Annotated in this window: 9 protein-coding genes; 3 read left to right on the forward strand and 6 right to left on the reverse strand. The window is 64.8% G+C overall.

Annotated features, from left to right (window positions below; translation table 11 throughout):
- Nucleotides 1–381 precede the first annotated feature (381 nt).
- Nucleotides 382–3,090 (forward strand): DNA ligase D, encoded by a 2,709-nt coding sequence (gene ligD / locus QXZ94_RS32840; RefSeq protein ID WP_315725457.1) that lies wholly within the window; start codon nucleotides 382–384, stop codon nucleotides 3,088–3,090.
- A gap of 67 nt (nucleotides 3,091–3,157) precedes the next feature.
- Here the strand turns inward: ligD and QXZ94_RS32845 are convergent, their stop codons facing one another.
- Nucleotides 3,158–3,322 carry a DUF3309 family protein gene (locus tag QXZ94_RS32845; protein ID WP_006614022.1) on the reverse strand — a complete coding sequence of 55 codons (165 nt, stop codon included), beginning with the start codon at nucleotides 3,320–3,322 and terminating at the stop codon, nucleotides 3,158–3,160.
- A 171-nt stretch (nucleotides 3,323–3,493) separates the two neighbouring features.
- On the opposite strand from QXZ94_RS32845, the gene QXZ94_RS32850 reads away from it, so the two are divergent.
- Nucleotides 3,494–3,805 (forward strand): polyhydroxyalkanoic acid system family protein, encoded by a 312-nt coding sequence (locus tag QXZ94_RS32850; RefSeq protein WP_172111217.1) that lies wholly within the window; start codon nucleotides 3,494–3,496, stop codon nucleotides 3,803–3,805.
- Here QXZ94_RS32850 and treY read toward each other — a convergent pair whose 3' ends face one another.
- The 5 genes from treY to treS are packed head-to-tail and all read right to left on the reverse strand — an operon-like array spanning nucleotide 3,806 to nucleotide 15,890.
- Nucleotides 3,806–6,610, reverse strand: a complete 2,805-nt coding sequence (gene treY, locus QXZ94_RS32855; protein WP_315725460.1) for a malto-oligosyltrehalose synthase — start codon at nucleotides 6,608–6,610, stop codon at nucleotides 3,806–3,808.
- A 2-nt stretch (nucleotides 6,611–6,612) separates the two neighbouring features.
- Nucleotides 6,613–8,376 (reverse strand): malto-oligosyltrehalose trehalohydrolase, encoded by a 1,764-nt coding sequence (treZ, locus tag QXZ94_RS32860; protein WP_315725462.1) that lies wholly within the window; start codon nucleotides 8,374–8,376, stop codon nucleotides 6,613–6,615.
- Entirely contained in the window at nucleotides 8,373–10,448 is a 2,076-nt protein-coding gene (glgX, locus tag QXZ94_RS32865) for a glycogen debranching protein GlgX (protein WP_315725464.1), read from the reverse strand. The genes treZ and glgX overlap by 4 nt, the downstream gene beginning before the upstream one ends.
- Nucleotides 10,449–10,452: 4 nt before the next feature.
- Entirely contained in the window at nucleotides 10,453–12,591 is a 2,139-nt protein-coding gene (glgB, locus tag QXZ94_RS32870; protein WP_315725466.1) for a 1,4-alpha-glucan branching protein GlgB, read from the reverse strand.
- The gene (gene treS, locus QXZ94_RS32875) at nucleotides 12,588–15,890 is read right to left on the reverse strand and encodes a maltose alpha-D-glucosyltransferase (RefSeq protein ID WP_315725468.1); all 3,303 of its coding nucleotides are present in this window, start codon (nucleotides 15,888–15,890) and stop codon (nucleotides 12,588–12,590) included. Before treS ends, glgB begins: the two co-directional genes overlap by 4 nt.
- A 352-nt stretch (nucleotides 15,891–16,242) precedes the next feature.
- On the opposite strand from treS, the gene malQ reads away from it, so the two are divergent.
- Complete coding sequence (malQ, locus tag QXZ94_RS32880; protein WP_315725470.1) at nucleotides 16,243–18,195, forward strand: 4-alpha-glucanotransferase; 1,953 nt, start codon at nucleotides 16,243–16,245, stop codon at nucleotides 18,193–18,195.
- The last annotated feature ends 28 nt before the right edge of the window (nucleotides 18,196–18,223 follow it).

The raw sequence follows: 18,223 nt of genomic DNA on the forward strand, positions 1-18,223 counted from the left end.
GGACGTGAAGTCGCGTGGTCCTGGCGCCCCGATGCTGGCGTCAAGTCCGTAGCGCTGACGAGGCGCGCGGGCGACGGTGGCTACAAGCCGGACACCGGGGAGATCGCGAAGTAAGCGTTAACACCATCGCGCAGGGAAGGCCGGTTGATGGCCGTACCTGTGGTGACTGCCGCCTGCTTTTTTTCTGCAGGCGGGCCATGGGCCGCGGTCGGCACCCGGCCTTCCCTGCACCCTCTCGCGTCTGCGGAGGGCCGAATGCAGCAACACCCGGGCTCGTCGAGCGCCGGGAACGCGGAACTTTGCCCGGTGTTATCATGCAGATCGGCCGGTTCCACGACCTCGCCGGCTTTGCTACGCTACCGCTCAACGCGAGGGATCACCGTGGCGCTCAAGAAGCTTTCCACCTATCGCAAGAAACGCGACTTCGAGAAAACGGCAGAGCCGTCCGGCGATGCCAAGGTCGCCCGTGCCGAGCGGCCGCGCTTCGTCATTCAGAAGCATGACGCCACCCGGCTGCACTATGATCTCCGGCTCGAATTCGGCGGCGTCTTCAAGTCGTGGGCGGTGACCAAGGGGCCGTCGCTCGATCCGCACGACAAGCGGCTCGCGGTCGAGGTCGAGGACCATCCGCTGGATTACGGCGATTTCGAAGGCACGATTCCCGAAGGCGAATATGGCGGCGGCACCGTGATGCTGTGGGACCGCGGCACTTGGGAGAGCGAAGATCCTGAGCGCGGCTTCAAGAAGGGCGACCTGAAGTTCACGCTGGAGGGAGAGAAGCTGCATGGCAGCTGGGTTCTGGTGCGGATGCGCCACGATCGCACCGGCGGCAAGCGCACCAACTGGCTGCTGATCAAGCATCGTGATGAATTCGCCAGGGAAGGCAAGGCCAACGACATCCTCGCGGCCGACAAGTCGGTCGCGTCGGGACGTTCGATGGAGCAGATCGCGGCCGGCAAGGGCAAGGCGCCGAAGCCGTTCATGCTGGCCAAGACGCAGCGCATGAATGCTGACGCCGTGTGGCACTCCAACCGCAGCGACGGCGAAACGAAGTCGAAGGTCTCGACCAAGGCGTCATCGCCGAAAGCCGGGGCATCGAAGGGGAGCGGTGCCAAGGCTCGCGTTGCGAAGACGGCGGAGCCGCGGACCGTCGCGTCGCTGCCGGACTTCGTTCCGCCCGAGCTCTGCACGTCCGTCGCGGCGCCGCCCAGCGGCGAGGGCTGGGCGCACGAGATCAAGTTCGACGGCTATCGCGTGCAGATCAGGGTCGAGAACGGCAAGGCCACTTTGAAGACGCGCAAGGGCCTGGACTGGACTGCCAAGTTCGGTGCGATTGCGGAGGAGGCGGCCAGGCTGCCCGATGCGATCATCGACGGCGAGATCGTCGCGCTCGACAAGGACGGCAATCCGAACTTCTCGGCGCTGCAGGCGGCGATCTCGGCCGGGCAGACTGAGGAACTGATCTTTTTCGCCTTCGACCTGATGTTCGTCGACGAGTTCGACCTGCGCCGCCAGCCCCTGCGCGAGCGCAAGGCGCGACTGGCGAAGCTGTTGAAGGCCAACATCAAGGGCAAGACGCCGCGTATCCGCTATGTCGAGCACTTCGAGAGCGATGGCGAGGCGGTGCTGGAGTCCGCGCGCAAGCTGAACCTGGAGGGCATCGTCTCGAAGAAACTGGAATCGGCCTATCATTCCGGCCGCACCGAGAGCTGGACCAAGGCCAAGACGCGGCCGGGACACGAGGTCGTCATCGGCGGCTGGAAGACCACCAACGGCAAGTTTCGCTCGCTGATGGTCGGCGTCAACAAGGGCGATCATCTCGCTTATGTCGGCATCGTCGGCACCGGTTTCGGCCAGGACACGGTGAAGGAGATCATGCCGGCGTTGAAGGCGGCGGCGGCTGACAAGAGTCCGTTCAGCGGCAAGAACGCCCCGCGCAAGGCGCGTGAGGTGCATTGGCTCAAGCCGGAGCTCGTGGCGGAGATCGAATTCGCCGGCTTCACCGGCGACGGCAATGTCCGGCAGGCTTCGTTCAAGGGACTGCGCCAGGACAAGCCGGCGCGCGAGGTGGTTGCCGAGGAGCCGGTCGTGGCTACCAAGGTGACGAAGCCGGTGGCGCGTGCCGCGGCGACGGTCGCGACCGGCGGCACGACGGTGCACAAGACCCCCTCGCGGTCGAAGACCTCGGCCACTGTGATGGGCGTTGCGATCTCCAAGCCCGACAAGGCGCTGTGGCCGGACGCCGGCGACGGCGAGCCGGTGACGAAGCTCGACCTCGCCAACTATCTGGAGGCCGTCGGTGACTGGATGATCGAGCATCTGAAGGGCCGGCCATGCTCGATCGTGCGCGCGCCCGACGGCATCGGCGGCGAGCGGTTTTTCCAGCGGCACGGCATGCAGGGCATGTCGGACCTGCTCGAGCTGGTGAAGGTCTCCGGCGATCGCAAACCCTATCTGCAGATCGATCGCGTTGAGGGGCTCATCGCAGTGGCGCAAGTCGCAGCCGTCGAGCTGCATCCGTGGAATTGCGCGCCCGATGCCTACGACGTGCCGGGCCGGCTGGTGTTCGATCTCGATCCGGCGCCGAACGTCGCTTTCGAGGAGGTCATCGCCGCGGCCAAGGAGATGCGGCAGCGCCTGAAGACGCTCGGGCTGGAGAGCTTCTGCAAGACCACCGGCGGCAAGGGCCTGCATGTGGTCACGCCGCTGCTCCATGGCGCGCGCGACAAGGTGACGTGGCCGGAGGCGAAGGCGTTTGCCCAGGGCGTGTGCCAGTGGATGGCGAACGACAGTCCCGACGACTATCTGCTCAACATGTCGAAGAAGCTGCGCAAGGGGAAGATCTTCCTCGACTATCTGCGCAATGATCGCATGTCGACCGCCGTCGCGGTGTTGTCACCGCGGGCGCGTGACGGCGCGACGGTGTCGATGCCGATCACGTGGACGCAGGTGAAGAACGGACTCGATCCCAAGCGCTATACGATCCGAACGGTTCCGGCGCTGCTGGCCAAGACCAAGGCGTGGGATGGTTATGACGACGCGGCCGGAGCGATCAAGCCGGCGATCAAGAAGCTGACGGACAAGCTGTGAAAGGCTGTCAGCTGGTTCGGGCAGACATGGTCTTCGCCACATCTGCCCGAAGAGCATCGCAGGTGAATCAGATCCGCCCGAGCAGGACGAGGATCAGCACGATGACGATGATCAGGCCGAGACCACCGCCGCCGTAATAGCCGGTGCCGTAGAACGGGCCGCCGCCGATGCCGGAGAAGCCGCCGAGCAGCGCGATGATGAGAATGATGAGGATGATTGTTCCGATGGACATGTACTTTCCTCCAGGGCCCGGCAGCGGGGCGACAAATGGCTCTGCCTTCGTCGAGGAAACTGGTCGGAACTTCGAAAGTTCCGCGAGGGAAACAGGTAAAATACGGAGTGTATCTTTGCGGTCGTATCGATCGATGACTACATGAGGGCGGTTGTTAGTCAGGAGATCGCGATGTCAAGACCGCTTGTCGTTTCCATTCCGCATCGCCTCGGCAAGGACGAAGCCGTGCGGCGGCTGCAATCCGGCCTGAGCCGCGCCGCGAGCAGCCTGCCGGTCCTGAGCGTCGACGAGGAGCGGTGGGACGGCGACAAGATGATCTTTCGCGTTCGCGCGCTCGGCCAGGCGGCGTCGGGCCACGTCGACGTCGCCGACGACCATGTGCGTGTCGAGGTCACGCTGCCCTGGCTGTTGCAGCGTTTTGCCGAGGCGGCGCAGTCCGCCATTCGCAGCCGCGGCCAGCTGTTGTTGACGAAGAAGAGCTGATCAGCTCGGAGACGCGAGGGCTGGCGTTCGCCTGCCGCCGCGTTCGGGCGCACCGTCCACCCCGGCGGATATCAATGCGGCCGGCAGATGGGTGAAGAGCGCGGAGACAGGGAGCACGCTGTCTTGAACTTGGGGGGCCGCGTAGCCGGGAACCTGCACCGTAGCGTCGAATGCATCGGCGTGCGGCCAGACGCGGCCGCCGTCGGTGAACGGCGCAAAATTGCGGCCGACGACCACGATGGCAGCCTCGCGCCCGCGTCGGCGCGCGAAGGCGACGATGTGGTCGGCGTGCCGGCCCCTCACCTCGAGCGGCTCGTAGCTGCCGTCGGTGAACACGTCGGCGAGCTCGCTGCGCAGCTTCAGCAGATGCCGCGTCCATGCGAGCTTGATGCGGCCGTCAGGCCAATGCTCGACCAGATTGGTCCAGTTCGGGCTTTCATTGTCCCGCAATGCGCTCTCGCGCGCGGCAAAATCGACCGGACGGCGATTGTCGGGATCGACCATCGAGAGGTCCCAGAACTCGGTGCCCTGGTAGAAGTCGGGTACGCCGGGCATCGTCGCCTTGAGCGTGAGCTGCGTCAGCGAATTGAGCGCGCCGAGCAGGGCGATCCGCTTGGCGAACGTCTCCAGCGACTGCAGGAACTCGGACGAACGACCACGATCGAGACTGCCGTCGATGAAGCTGCGCAGACCGTTCTCATAAGCCTCGTTCGGATTGAGCCAGCTGGTCTCCTCCTTGCCCTCCCGCGCGGCCTTCAGCGCATAGGCCTGCAGCCGATCGACGAGGCCTTCACCGGTGCCGGCGGGCGGCCAGATGCCGACCAGGGTCTGGTACAGCATGTATTCGAAGGTGGCGGACGGCGCGCGCATGGTTCCGGCGGTGACGACGTTCGGCGCGTTCAGGGTCTTCCACCGCGCCACCGCGGAGGTCCAGTCATTGGGCAGCTCGGTGAGGGCCGCGAGCCGCATGCGGGCATCCTCGCCGCGCTTGGTGTCGTGCGTGGCGGTCGCCGTCATGCCGTGCGGCCAATGCCTGGCGCGCTGCCGCATGAGCGTGTGAAAGTCGCCGACCGGGAGCGCATGCGCGGCCGGATCGCCGCCGACCTCGTTGAGCGCGAGCAGCCGGTGGAAGCGGTAGAAGCCGGTGTCCTCGAGCGACTTCGCCATCATCGGCCCGGTGAACTGCTGCACCTTCAAGGCGAAGCGGCGCACGCGCGGGACGCTGTGGGTGGTGCTGCGGTCGCGCTTGATCAGATCCATCGTCAGCGCATCGCGCAGGAAGTCGAAGATCGAGCCGTCGGAGGCGAACCATTCGGCACGCGCCTGCGTGATGGCGTGATCGATCAGCTGGCGGTCGGCCTCGGTCGGGCCGGCCGTTGTGAGATAGGTCCGGTAGACCGGAAAGTGCAGCACGTACAGCTCGAGCGCCTGGCGCAGGCTGTCTTCCGAATAGTCGCGCGTGGAATAGTGACCATTGGCAATCCGCGCCAGGAGGCGCGTGAGCACGGTGAACTCGCTGGTCAGCAGCGTCTCCAGCACGCGACGCTTGGCTTCCTTGATCACAGGCGCGAGCTTCGGCGGCTTGTTGCTGATCTGGCGCCAGATCTCGTCCAAGGGCTCCAGACCTTTGCCGTCGATCAGGAGTTGGGTGATGACGTTCATCCACTCGTAGCCGGTGGTGCCATGCACGCCGGAGAAGCTCGGCAGCTTCTCGTGCTCGCAGAGAATCTTCTCGATGACGACGTAGAACGGCCCGGCCGCGGGCCCCCGGGCGTCACGGATCAGCCGCCGCAGGCGCTGAAAATATTGCGCGGGATCGCGCAGACCGTCGATATGGTCGAGCCGCAGACCCTGCAACTGACCATCCGCGACCAGCTTCTTGACCAGCCGGTGGATCGCCTCGAACGTTCCGGCGTCCTCGACGCGCAGGCCGGCCAGCGTGTTGACGTCGAAGAAGCGGCGGTAGTTGATGTCGCTGGACGCCAGCCGCCAATGCCCGAGCTTGTAGTGCTGCCGCTCCAGCAGATGGTGCAGGGCCAATGTCTGCGCGGGGCGGTCTTCGCCCGCTTTGTAGGCCGGAAGGCCGCGCGCGATGACGTCGGCGGCGCCGGGAATGGCCTTGAGCGCTGCCTTGAAGCTGGGCGCTTCCCTGCGGTTGGGATGGCGCAGGCCGGGGTAGCGCGAGGCGAGCTCCAGGATCGCCTTGCCGGCGTCGCCGCTTTCTTCACCGGCTTCCTTGACGATGATGCGCAACATTTCGCCATAGCGCTCGGGCGCGACCGGCAGCCGGTGCTCGAAGTACCAGCACGAGAACGAGCCTTCCTCCGGATCGTAGCGCAGCTCGATGTCGCCGTGCTCCAGCGCATGGCCGTAGGACGTGCCGATGATCGGCAGCAGCACGCCGCCGCGCGCGCGATACGGCAGTTGGTCCCAGTCGATGTCGAACGAGGCCGCATGCGGCGAGGCTTGGCCCCATTCGAGGACGTCCAGCCACCACGGATTATCGTCGAAGTGCACGCCGACATGGTTCGGCACGAAATCGAGGATCAGCCCGAGGTCGTGAGCCCTCAGCGCGGCGCTGAGCTTGGTGAAGCCGTCCTCGCCGCCGAGCTCCGGATTGAGCTTGGTGTGATCCGTGATGTCGTAGCCATGTGTCGAGCCCTTGCGCGCCGTCATGAACGGCGAGGCGTAGACATGGCTGATGCCGAGCGCCTTCAGATAAGGCACGACCCGCGCCGCTGCCTCGAAATTGAAGTCGGCGGTGAGCTGCAGGCGGTAGGTGGCGAGCGGGATGGCTGGAGGCATGGTTATCCTCCAATGCTCCAGAACACCGACCAGGGCGGCAGGCGATCTCCGGGCGTGCCGCCCCAGATCGGGCTGCCCGCGACGTTCGATGCCGCCGAGATGTCCTTATCGGAGACGTTGGCGAGCAGCCGGAGCGTGCTGCCGTCGCCCATCACCCAATGCGCGCTCAGGAGGCCGTCGTCGGTGACGTCGGCTTTGCCGAAGCTCGCGCCCGGCAACCGGGGCGCGACGTGCTTGTGTCGTGCGGCGAGGAGATCGCGCACCAGCGCCAGGCGCTCGCGGCCGGGCGAGGCGTTGCGCGCGTCCCAATCGATGATCGCGGACTTGAAGGTTTCAATGTCGAGCGGGTCGGGCACCTCGTCGCCATATTTGGCATACGCCCACTCATATTCCTTGCGCCGGCCCCTTCGCACGGCGTTCGCGAGATCGCCCTGGAAATCGCAGAAGAACGGGAACGGCTGCTTCGAACCCCATTCCTCGCCCATGTACAGCATCGGCACGGTCGGTGCGAGCAGGGTGACTGCCAGCGCAGCCGCGATCCCTTCCGGCGGCGCCAACGCTTCCAAGCGGTCGCCAAAAACGCGGTTGCCGATCTGGTCGTGGTTCTGCAGGAAATTCACGAACGCGCCGGGGGCCAGATGACCACTCGGCTCGCCCCGCGGAATGTCGCCCCAGAAGGCCGCCTGTTCGCCCTGATAGACGAATCCGGAGGCGAGCGCGCGAGCGAGGCCGCCGCGCGGCGATTGCTGGTAGTCGCCGTAATAACCACCCGTCTCGCCGGTCAGCATCACGTGCCAGACGTGGTGATAGTCGTCGTTCCATTGTGCGCGGAACTTGCCGCGGGGCGGATCTTCCGCCGCATCGAGCATGCTGGCGCGATTATCGCCGTTCTCCAGCACGAGATGGATGTGCCGTCCGGTCTGCTCGACCAGCTTGCCGACGGCGGCGCTGAGATCGTGCAGCATCGGAATCTCACCCTCGTTGGCGAGGATGTGATTGACGGCGTCGAAGCGCAGTCCGTCGAAGCGATAGTCGGTCAGCCAATGCAGCGCGTTTTCGATCGCAAACGCACGAACCTCGGGCCGCCGATAGTCGATGGCGCTGCCCCAGGGCGTGTGCGCATCGGTGAAGAAGGTCGGCGCATACAGGCCGATGTAGTTTCCTTCGGGGCCGAAATGATTGTAGACGACGTCGAGGAACACCATCAGGCCGCGCAGATGCGCCTCGTCGATCAGAGCGCGCAGATCATCGGGGCGGCCATAGACGTGGTCGGGCGCGTAGAGCAGCACTCCGTCATAGCCCCAGTTGCGCGAGCCGGCGAAGTCCGCCAACGGCATCAGCTCGAGCGCGGTGATACCGGTCTCGACGAGATGATCGAGCTTGTCGATCATCGCGCGGTAGGTGCCCTCCGTCGTGAAGGTGCCAACATGGCTTTCGAGGAACACGGCATCCTGCCACGGACGTCCGCGCCAGTTTCCGGAGCGCCAAGTATAGGAGCCGTGGTCGATGATTTCGCTCGGGCCGAAGACGTCTTCGGGTTGGAAATCCGAGCCGGGATCTGGAACGTCCAGTTCGTCGTCAATTCGGAACTTATACTGTGTACCGGCGCCGACGCCGGCGACCTCGAGCGAATACCAACCGCCATGCCCGCGCTGCATCTCATGCTTGCCATCGAGCACCAGATCGACGCGCTTGGCGGCGGGCGCCCACAGCCGGAACGTCGTGCCGTCCGGCGTGAGCCGGGGTCCGAATTGACGGGCGGTCATGACAGGCCCGCATACGCCAGCACGCAGCGGGGCGGGGCCTTGAGGTCCGTGCCGGATGCAAAATCGATCGGCTTCTGCTGGGCTTCCGTGGTGTTCAGGACCTGTTGCCACGTCTTGGTTTCGGCGAGCTTGGGCAATTTGAATCCGATCTCTTCGGGGGCCGCGTTCAGAACGATAAAGATCGGAGCCTGCTCCTGTTCCACCGGGCCGAGCACATAGGCGAGAAATCGACCATCCGGAAAGGTCCAGTCGGTTTGCGTCATCTCCTCCGCCGAAGGCGTCAGCCACAGCACGCCGAAGCTGCCGTCGGATCGGCGGCCGTCGAGCCAGCGGCGCGCGCGGATCTGGCCGAAGCGGCGGCGCAGATCGGTCATGTGCGCGATGAAACCCGTGAGATCGTCGCCCTCGCGGCCCATGCCGCTCCAGTCGACCCAGCCGACCTCGTTGTCCTGGCAATAGGCGTTGTTGTTGCCATGTTGCGAGTTGCCGACCTCGTCGCCCGCGAGCAGCAGCGGCAGGCCCTGCGCGAGGAACAGACAAGCGAGCTGGTTCTTGCGCGACTGCCGCCGCAACGCGGTGATCGTCGCGTCATCGGTCGGTCCTTCGTGGCCGAAATTGTTGCTGTGGTTGTCGTTGGAGCCGTCGCGATTGTCCTCGCCGTTCGCTTCGTTGTGCTTGCTGTTGTAGGCGAAGAGATCGGCGAGCGTGAAGCCGTCATGGACGGTGACATGGTTGACGCTGGCGCGCTGCGTGCGGCCGTCGTGATTGAAGATGTCGGACGAGCCGGTCATGCGGCTCGACACCTCGCCGATCAGGCTGCCTTCGCCGCTCCAGTAGCGGCGCATGGCGCTGCGATAGCGGTCGTTCCATTCCGACCATTGCGACGGGAAGGCGCCGACCTGATAGCCGCCGAGGCCGACGTCCCAGGGCTCGGCGACCAGCTTGACGCTCGCCAGCACCGGGTCCTGGCGGATCGCGGTGAGGAAGCCGCTGCGGCGGTCGAAGCCGTGCTTCTCACGGGCCAAGGTGGTGGCGAGGTCGAAGCGGAAGCCGTCGACATGGCAGACCTCGACCCAGTAGCGCAGCGAGTCCATCACCATCTGCAGCACGCGCGGATGCGTCAGGTTCACCGACGAGCCGCAGCCGGTGAAGTCGTCATAGAAGCGCGGATTGTCGGGCTTGAGCCAGTAGTAGGAGGCGTTGTCGATGCCGCGATAGCAAAGCGTCGGGCCGAGATGATTGCCTTCGGCGGTGTGGTTGTAGACCACATCCAGCATGACTTCGATGCCGGCATCGTGCAGCCGCGCCACTGTCGTTCGAAAGGCGTCGAGCGGATTGTCCTGCGCGTAGCGCTGCTCCGGCGCGAAGAACGAGATCGTGTTGTAGCCCCAGTAATTGACCAGCTTCTTCTCGACAAGCATGCGGTCATCGATGAAGGCGTGGATCGGAAGCAACTCGATCGTGGTGACGCCGAGCCGCTTGAGGTGCTTGATCATCGCGGGCGACGACAGCCCGCCATAGGTGCCGCGGAGGTTCGGCGGGACATCGTCGCGCCTGTTGGTCAGGCCCTTGACGTGGGCCTCGTAGATGATCGTGTCCTCCCACGGGATCTGCGGCCGCATCTCGCGGCGGCCCCAATTGAAGGTCTCGTCGATGACCACGGCCTTTGGCATGCCGCGCGCATTGTCGCGTCTGTCAAACGAAAGGTCTTCGCGCGGCGAGCCGGCGCGATAGGCGAAATGCGCGTCGCTCCAGACCAGCCGGCCAGCGAGCCGCTTGGCGTAGGGGTCGAGCAGCAGCTTGTTGGCGTTGAAACGATGGCCGCGCTCCGGCTCGTAAGGGCCGTAGACGCGGTAGCCATAGAGCTGCCCCGGCGAGACGTCGTTGAGATAGCCATGCCAGACGTCCTCGGTTCGCTCGGGCAACTCGATCCGCTCGATCTCGCGCCGGCCCTGGCTGTCGAACAGGCAGAGCTCGACCTTCTCGGCATTTGCGGAGAACAACGCAAAATTCGTCCCCCGTCCGTCCCAGGTGGCGCCGAGACGGGCGTGACTTCCTGCGGCCAGGCGCATGGAGTCAGCCTTCCGGGACGAGAAATACCGCTGCCATGGGCGGGAGGATGAGGTTGAGGTGCTGATCTTCAGAGGCATGGACCTGGCCGACATTGCCGACATTGCTGCCGCCATAATGCAGGGAATCGGAGTTGAATGCTTCCCTCCATTTGCCGCCGAACGGCACGCGGACCCGGTAATTGTAATACACGTTGGGCGAAAAGTTCACGACCACGACGCAGCGGGCGTGCTCATCGAAGCCTTTTCGTACCCAGGCGAAGACGTTGCGGTCGGAATCGTCGGCGATCAGCCATTCGAAGCCGTCCGGCTCGCAGTCCCGCTCATGCAGTGCGGGCACGTTGCGGTAGAGATGGTTGAGGTCGCGGATCAGGGCCTGGATGCCGGCATATTTGGCGTCGCCCAGAAGATGCCAGTCGAGCGAGGTGTCGTGATTCCATTCGCGCTCCTGGGCGAGCTCGCAGCCCATGAACAGCAGCTTCTTGCCGGGATGGCCGAACATGAAGCTGTAGTAGGCGCGCAGGTTCGCAAAACGCTGCCAGTCGTCGCCGGGCATCCGGCCGAGGATGGAGCGTTTGCCGTGCACGACCTCGTCATGCGACAGCGGCAGGATGAAGTTTTCCGAAAAGGCGTAGTGCAGCCCGAACAGGATCTCGCCGTGGTGATATTTGCGGTGAATCGGATCCTTGCTGATGTAGCGCAAGGTGTCGTGCATCCAGCCCATGTTCCATTTGTAGCCGAAGCCGAGGCCGCCCATGTCGACCGGGCGCGACACCTGCGGCCACGCCGTGGACTCCTCGGCAGCGGTGGTGGCCTGGGGGAAATGGCCGAACACGTCGATGTTGGTCCGGCGCAGAAACTCGATGGCTTCGAGATTCTCGCGGCCGCCGAACTTGTTGGGAATCCAGCCGCCGGAGGGACGGCTGTAGTCGAGATAGAGCATCGAGGCGACGGCGTCGACGCGCAGCCCGTCGATGCCGTAGCGCTCCAGCCAGAACAGCGCGTTCGAGCGCAGGAAATTGGCGACTTCGGTGCGGCCGTAATTGTAGATCAGCGTGCCCCAGTCGAGATGCCGGCCCTGCATCGGGTTGGCGTGCTCGTACAGCGCGGTGCCGTCGAAATGGCCGAGGCCGTGGGGATCGTCCGGGAAATGTCCCGGCACCCAGTCGAGCCACACCGCGAGGCCTTCGCGATGACAGGCATCGATCAGCGCGCAGAAATCCTCCGGGCTGCCGAAGCGACTCGTGGGCGCGTACAGGCCGGTCGGCTGATAGCCCCAGGAGCCGTCGAACGGATGCTCGTTGATCGGGAGAAATTCGATATGGGTGAAGCCCATGTCGCGCGCATAGGCCGGCAGTTGCTCGGCGAGCTCGCGATAGCTCAGCCACTGATTGTTGTCCTTGCGCCGCCAGGAGCCGAGATGCACCTCGTAGATCGAGACCGGCTTGCTCAGCTTGTTGATGTCGTGCGGGGCAGGCCGTGGCCGCGGCAGAGTGGTTTCGTCGACCACGATCGACGCCGTCTTCGGGCGCATCTCGGCCGCGAACGCCATCGGATCGGATTTCAGCGGCAGGTGCTCGCCCTGCGGGCCGATGATGTCGAACTTGTAGTGATCGCCGGCCCGGGCGCGCGGAATGAACAGCTCCCAATAGCCGTTGCCGCGTACGCGCATCGGGTGGCGCCGCGCGTTCCAGAAATTGAAATCGCCGACCACGCTGACGCGACGCGCATTGGGCGCGAGCACGATGAAGCCGACGCCGTCGACGCCATCCAGCAGCATCGGATGGGCACCGAGCTTGTCGTAGAGCCGCTCGTGATTGCCTTCACCGAGCAGATGCAGATCGAAATCGCTCAAGATCGGCAGGAAGCGGTAGGGGTCTTCGAGGTCGGTGACGGCATCGCCGAATGTCGCGCGCAGGCGATAGCGCTGCATCGACGACATCGTCCCCGTGAACAGGCCGGCGTCGTGGATGCGCGCCAGCGGCGCGATCTCGCCATGCTCGCCGACCACCTCCACCCGGGAGGCCTCGGGCAGGAACGCGCGGACGACGGTCCTGCCGTCGACATTGTGCTGACCGAGATAGCGAAACGGGTCGGCATGCCGGCCCTCGATGATCGCAAACGCCTCGGGAGAAAGATGGGTCATGAGGACTCGCTGGCAGGTGCTGACTCGGACAGAACGCGAAGCAGATTGCCCAGCGCGACGCGCAACCAGTCCGGCCGGTGAGCCAGATCATATTCCAGCGCTCCGAGGGCTTTTTCCAGCATGAAAAAGTTAAGGAGCGCCTCTGCGTCGCGCGGATCGTCCGGCCAGAGCCGTTGATGAGCCTTGACCTCGCGATAGCCGGCCAGAAATGCAGCGGTTGCCTGATCGCGCCACTCCGAGAGGGCGGCGGCAAGCCTGCCGTGATCATCGGGAGCGGCATTCAGGGCGCGGTCGAGCGCAACGCGAATCGAGCAGTCGATGGAGCGCAGAAAGCCGGCGATGTCCCGCGCCGGCGGCGCCTTGCGCCGACGCTCTTCGAGCGGCTGCTCCTCGTCACCATCAAAGTCGATGATGAAGATGTCGTCCTTGACGATCAGGACCTGGCCGATATGGAAGTCGCCATGGACGCGGATGTCCTGGCCGCCGACATGGTGGGCCAGCGCGCTCAGCCGCTCCGACAACTCGCCGCGGCGAGCGAGCACCTGGTCGGCCAGCCCACGTTCGGGATCCTTGAGCCGGTCGCGGCGCTCGCTCAGACTGCCGAACACCCGGCCGGCCTGGGCCCGCAGCCGATCGATCCAATGATCCAGGCTGTCGGCGGTGGTGGCCTCGGGGGCGAATTCGGCGATGTCGCTGCGTGAGGCCAGTGCGACATGAAGCTCTCCGAGCCGCCGCCCTGCCTGCATCACGTAGCGCAGATAAGGGGTCAGCTCCTCGCTCTGGCGTACGTCTCCACTCGCCGCGAAGACGCGCTGGTCGTCGATGTAGCGGTCGAGATAGGCGGCGCTGACGGTCCAGCCATCGCCCTGATTTTCGACAAAGCCGTGGACGCTGCCGACGGTACGCCGCTCGCCGTCCTGGATCACCTCGACGCTGCCGAGCAGCGGCGGCACGTTGGGGAAGCCGGCGGTCTCGGTGAGGAAGCGGCCGATATCGGTCTCGGGATGGGAGCCGGCTTCGAGCTCACGGTAGATCTTGATGAAGAATTCGTTGTTGACGACCGCCTTGCTGCTGCAGCGGTCGGTCTCGATGACGCGGATCTGCTCTGACTCGCGGATCGGCTTGTCGGGAAACTTCGAGGTCGGCCGGAATTCGAGGCGCAGTCCATTCTCTTCCACCGTCAGCGACTGCGCCAGATTGCGCAGCAGCAGCGCCAGGAAAATGGGGTTGTTGGCGGCATCCAGCAGCGTGCCCTCGCGGGCGCCCTGACGCACGGCGGCGAACGCCTGCGGGTTGTAGCGCTCGCGATCGAAACGGACCCAGTCGATCTGCATCGGCAGCAGATAGCGCAGATCGTCCTTGCGTCCGGCGGCCTTGAAGAAGATCAGCCAGGGCCGGTTGTCGCCGATGTCGCAGAACGGGATGGCCGATGTCAGCGTCGCCTCGATCGCCTCCGGCGCGCGCTCCGGATACCAGCGGGTCCGCGCGAGGTGACCAGGCAGCACGTCGCGCTCGAACAGGCTGCGCGTGCGCGCCAGCGACACCCAGGTCGATCCGAGCGGCACCACCAGCGTCTCGAACTCCGGCACCGCGCGCTGAACGACCGGCTCGGATTTCTCGCGCTCCTTGAGCTGGAACCAGTAGAAGCCGTAGGGCGCGAGCGTGATCATATAGGGAGGCTCGCCGATCGCGGGAAATCGCGAGCGGCCCAGCATCTCGATCGGCACGCGATCCTTGAATGCCGACAGATCGAGCTCGGTGGCCTGCGCCGAGCGCGACAGGTTGGCGACGCAGAGGATGACCTCGTCCTTGTATTGCCGGACATAGGCCAGCACGGAGCGGTTGGCGGGACGGATGAAGGTCATTGTGCCACGGCCGAAGGCCAGCGTCGACTTGCGCACCGAGATCAGCTTCTTGGTGGCGTTGAGCAGCGACGACAGGCTGCGCGATTGCGCCTCGACGTTGACGGCCTCGTAACCATAGACCGGGTCCATGATCATCGGCGCGTACAGCCGCGCCGGGTCGGCCCGCGAGAAGCCGCCGTTGCGATCCGGCGTCCATTGCATCGGCGTGCGCACGCCGTTGCGGTCGCCGAGATAGATGTTGTCGCCCATGCCGATCTCATCGCCATAATAGATGATCGGCGTGCCCGGGAACGACATCAAGAGCGAATTCATCAGCTCGATCTTGCGCCGGTCGTTGTCCATCAGTGGCGCCAGCCGCCGGCGGATGCCGACATTGATGCGCGCGCGCGGATCGTTGGCATAGGTCGACCACAGATAGTCGCGCTCGACGTCGGTCACCATTTCCAGGGTGAGCTCGTCATGGTTGCGCAGGAACAGCGCCCATTGGCAGCTCGCGGGAATGTCCGGCGTCTGGCGCAGGATGTCGGTGATGGGAAAACGATCCTCCTGCGCGATCGCCATGTAGATGCGCGGCATCAGCGGGAAGTGGTAGGCCATGTGGCACTCGTCGCCCTGGCCGAAATATTCCTGCACGTCCTCCGGCCATTGATTGGCCTCGGCGAGCAGCAGCTTGTCCTTGGCGTAATTGTCGAGCTCGACCCGCAGACGCTTGATGATCGCGTGCGTCTCGGGAAGGTTCTCGTTGTTGGTGCCGTCGCGCTCGCAGAGATAAGGAATGGCGTCGAGCCGGAAGCCGTCGACGCCGGCATCGAGCCAGCGCTTCATCACCTGGATGATGGCATTGACGACGCGCGGATTGTCGAAGTTCAAATCCGGCTGGTGCGAGAAGAAGCGGTGCCAGTAGAACTGGCCGGCTTCGGGGTCCCAGGTCCAGTTCGACTTCTCGGTGTCCGTGAAGATGATGCGCGTGCCCGGATATTTCTGGTCGGTGTCGCTCCAGACATACCAGTTGCGCGCGCTGGAGCCGGGCGGGCTGCGCCGTGCGCGCTTGAACCAATGGTGCTGGTCGGAGGTGTGGTTGACGACCAGCTCGGTGATCACGCGCAGGCCGCGCCGCTGCGCCTCCTGGATGAAGCGCTTGAACTCCTTCATCGTCCCGAAGTCGGGATTGATGCTGCCGTAGTCGGCGATATCGTAGCCGTCATCGCGGCCCGGCGAGGGATAGAACGGCAGCAGCCACAGCGCGGTGACGCCGAGATCCTGGAGATAATCGAGCTTCTCGGTGAGACCGGCGAAGTCGCCGATGCCGTCATGGTTGCTGTCGGCAAACGCCTTGACGTGCAACTGGTAGATGATCGCGTCCTTGTACCACAGGCCGTCGCCGTCGGTCTCGGTCTGAAGATTGGGGACATCCAGGGATGACATCAGATTCATGAGGCCCTCACCTAGGAGAGAGGATGAAAAATCGGCTGCGGTCGGAGGCGCGATGCGACGTGTCTCGGCTCCGACAGATGCGGCTCTCCTCAAAAGAGGGCAGAATAGGGGAGAAAGCGTCCCGGAGGGCGACGCTCTCGAACGTGTGCGTAAATTTGTTCACTGTGATGCCATTGACAAGAAATCGGTGTCCCGGTTCGCTAGGAATCGAGACGACTTCATACAAAGCTGCCGGCCCCGGATTTGTTCCCTGAGGAACGAGGGCACGGGCGGCGCGTTAGAGGTCTATCCTCTTGCTGTCCCACAATAATTTACCGACGTGCGTCCCCCGTACGTCCAGATCGCGTGCCGAATGGATCTCTACAGCGAAGCTCACAGTCTCGGAATCCTGACAGAATTCTATGATGGTCAGGGACAGCGCCGCGTCACCGACGAGGCGGCCCTCAAGATTATCGTCGAGGCCTTCCCCAGGCCGACGCCTCACCAGCTCCTGAGCGGCGCGATCGTGATTCGGTCTGCGCAGCCGGCCCGCAGCCGCCTCAGCGAGGCTGCCAAGCTGCCGGTCACCTGGGTCATCAAGCGTGGCGACGCCACGATTGCAGAGGGTGAGACGCGCGACGCCTTGGTCGAATGGCCTCAGGATCTGCCCGTGGGCAGCTATCGCCTGGAGCTCCTGGATGCGTCGTCATGCCGCGAGGAGCTGCCGCTGCTGGTCGCGCCCGACAAGGCGTTCTCGGGCGATTTCGACCGCGTCTGGCTCTTGGCGGTGCAGCTCTACGGCATCAGGTCACGCCGCAACTGGGGCATGGGGGATTTCACCGACCTCGCCGACCTCATCCAGCTATGTGCCGAGCTGGGCGCGGACGGCGTTGGCCTCAATCCGCTGCACGCGCTGTTCGACGACCGGCCCGGCGATTTCAGCCCCTACGCGCCGAACAGCCGGCTGTTTCTCAACGCCCTGTATATCGATGTCGAGCAGGCGCCCGGCTTTGCGAAGGGACCGGACGACAAGCAGCTCGAACCGCTCCGGCAAGCCGAGCTGGTCGATTACAAGGGCGTCGCGGCGCTGAAATGGCCGGCCTTGCGCGCGGCGTTCGACGTCTTCATGTCTGCGCCCGACAGCGCCGAAGTGGCGGAGTTCAAGACCTATCGCGCCGAGCGCGGCGACCTCTTGGCGCGCTTCACCTGTTTCGAGGTGCTGCGGCATCGCTTCGAGAAGCCGTGGTGGGAATGGCCCGAGGAATGGCGGCAGCCCGACGCTGCGCGTTGTGCTGCGCTGCTGAGCGGTCCAGACCGGCGCGAGGCCGACTTCGTGGCCTATGTGCAGTGGCTCGCCGAGCGCCAGTTGCGCCGTTGCAAGGATCTTGCCCATCGGTTGGGCATGAAGGTCGGCCTGTATCTCGATGTCGCCGTCGGCGTCCAATCCGACGGATTCGATGCCTGGAACGAGCAGGGCGCCATTTCGCGCACGCTGTCCGTTGGCGCGCCGCCTGATCCCTTGAACACGGTCGGTCAGAACTGGGGACTGGCGGGCTTCAATGCCCCAGGGCTCGAATTGAAGAACTTCGAGCCGTTTCGCGAGATGATCAGGGCCTCGATGCGTCACGCCGGCGCGATCAGGCTCGACCATGTGCTCGGCCTGAAGCGGCTCTATCTGGTGCCGCATGGTTTTCCGGCCAAGCAGGGCGCCTATGTCCAGATGCCGTTCGATGCGCTGCTCGCCGCCACCGCGATGGAGAGCGTCGCCAACCAGTGCATCGTCATCGGCGAGGATCTCGGCACCGTGCCGGAAGGGTTTCGCGAGCAGATGGCCGATTGGGGGCTGTGGTCCTACAAGGTCATGATCTTCGAGCGCGACGACAACGGGCGCTTCCGCGACGTCGACTCCTACCCGCCCAACGCCCTGGTCACTCTGAACACCCACGATCTCTCGACCTATGCCGGCTGGCGTTCGTTCGGCGACCTCAACACCAAGCGCGGTCTGGCCATCGATCCTGGCGAGAGCGATCAGGATCGCTGGCACGCGCTCGGTCTCTGGGACGAGGTGCTGCGCCACAATGGGATCATCGGCAACGACGTCCATTCCGCGATTGGATTCCTGTCGCGGACGCGGTCGCGGCTGCTGGCGGTCTCGCTCGAGGATCTGCTCGGCGTTGTCGATCAGCCCAACATTCCCGGGACGATCGACGAGCATCCCAACTGGCGCCGCAAGATGCCGATCGGCATCGAGGACATCTCAGGCGCCGCAAATGTCGCGGCGCTGAAGGCCGCGACCGCTGAACGGATCAGCCCGGCCGGCGTTTAAGCAGCGGGGTTCGGGCGGGGGCATTTGC

The sequence above is a fragment of the Bradyrhizobium sp. SZCCHNS2022 genome (genome assembly GCF_032377575.1).
In the GTDB taxonomy this organism is placed as follows: Bacteria; Pseudomonadota; Alphaproteobacteria; order Rhizobiales; family Xanthobacteraceae; genus Bradyrhizobium; species Bradyrhizobium aeschynomenes.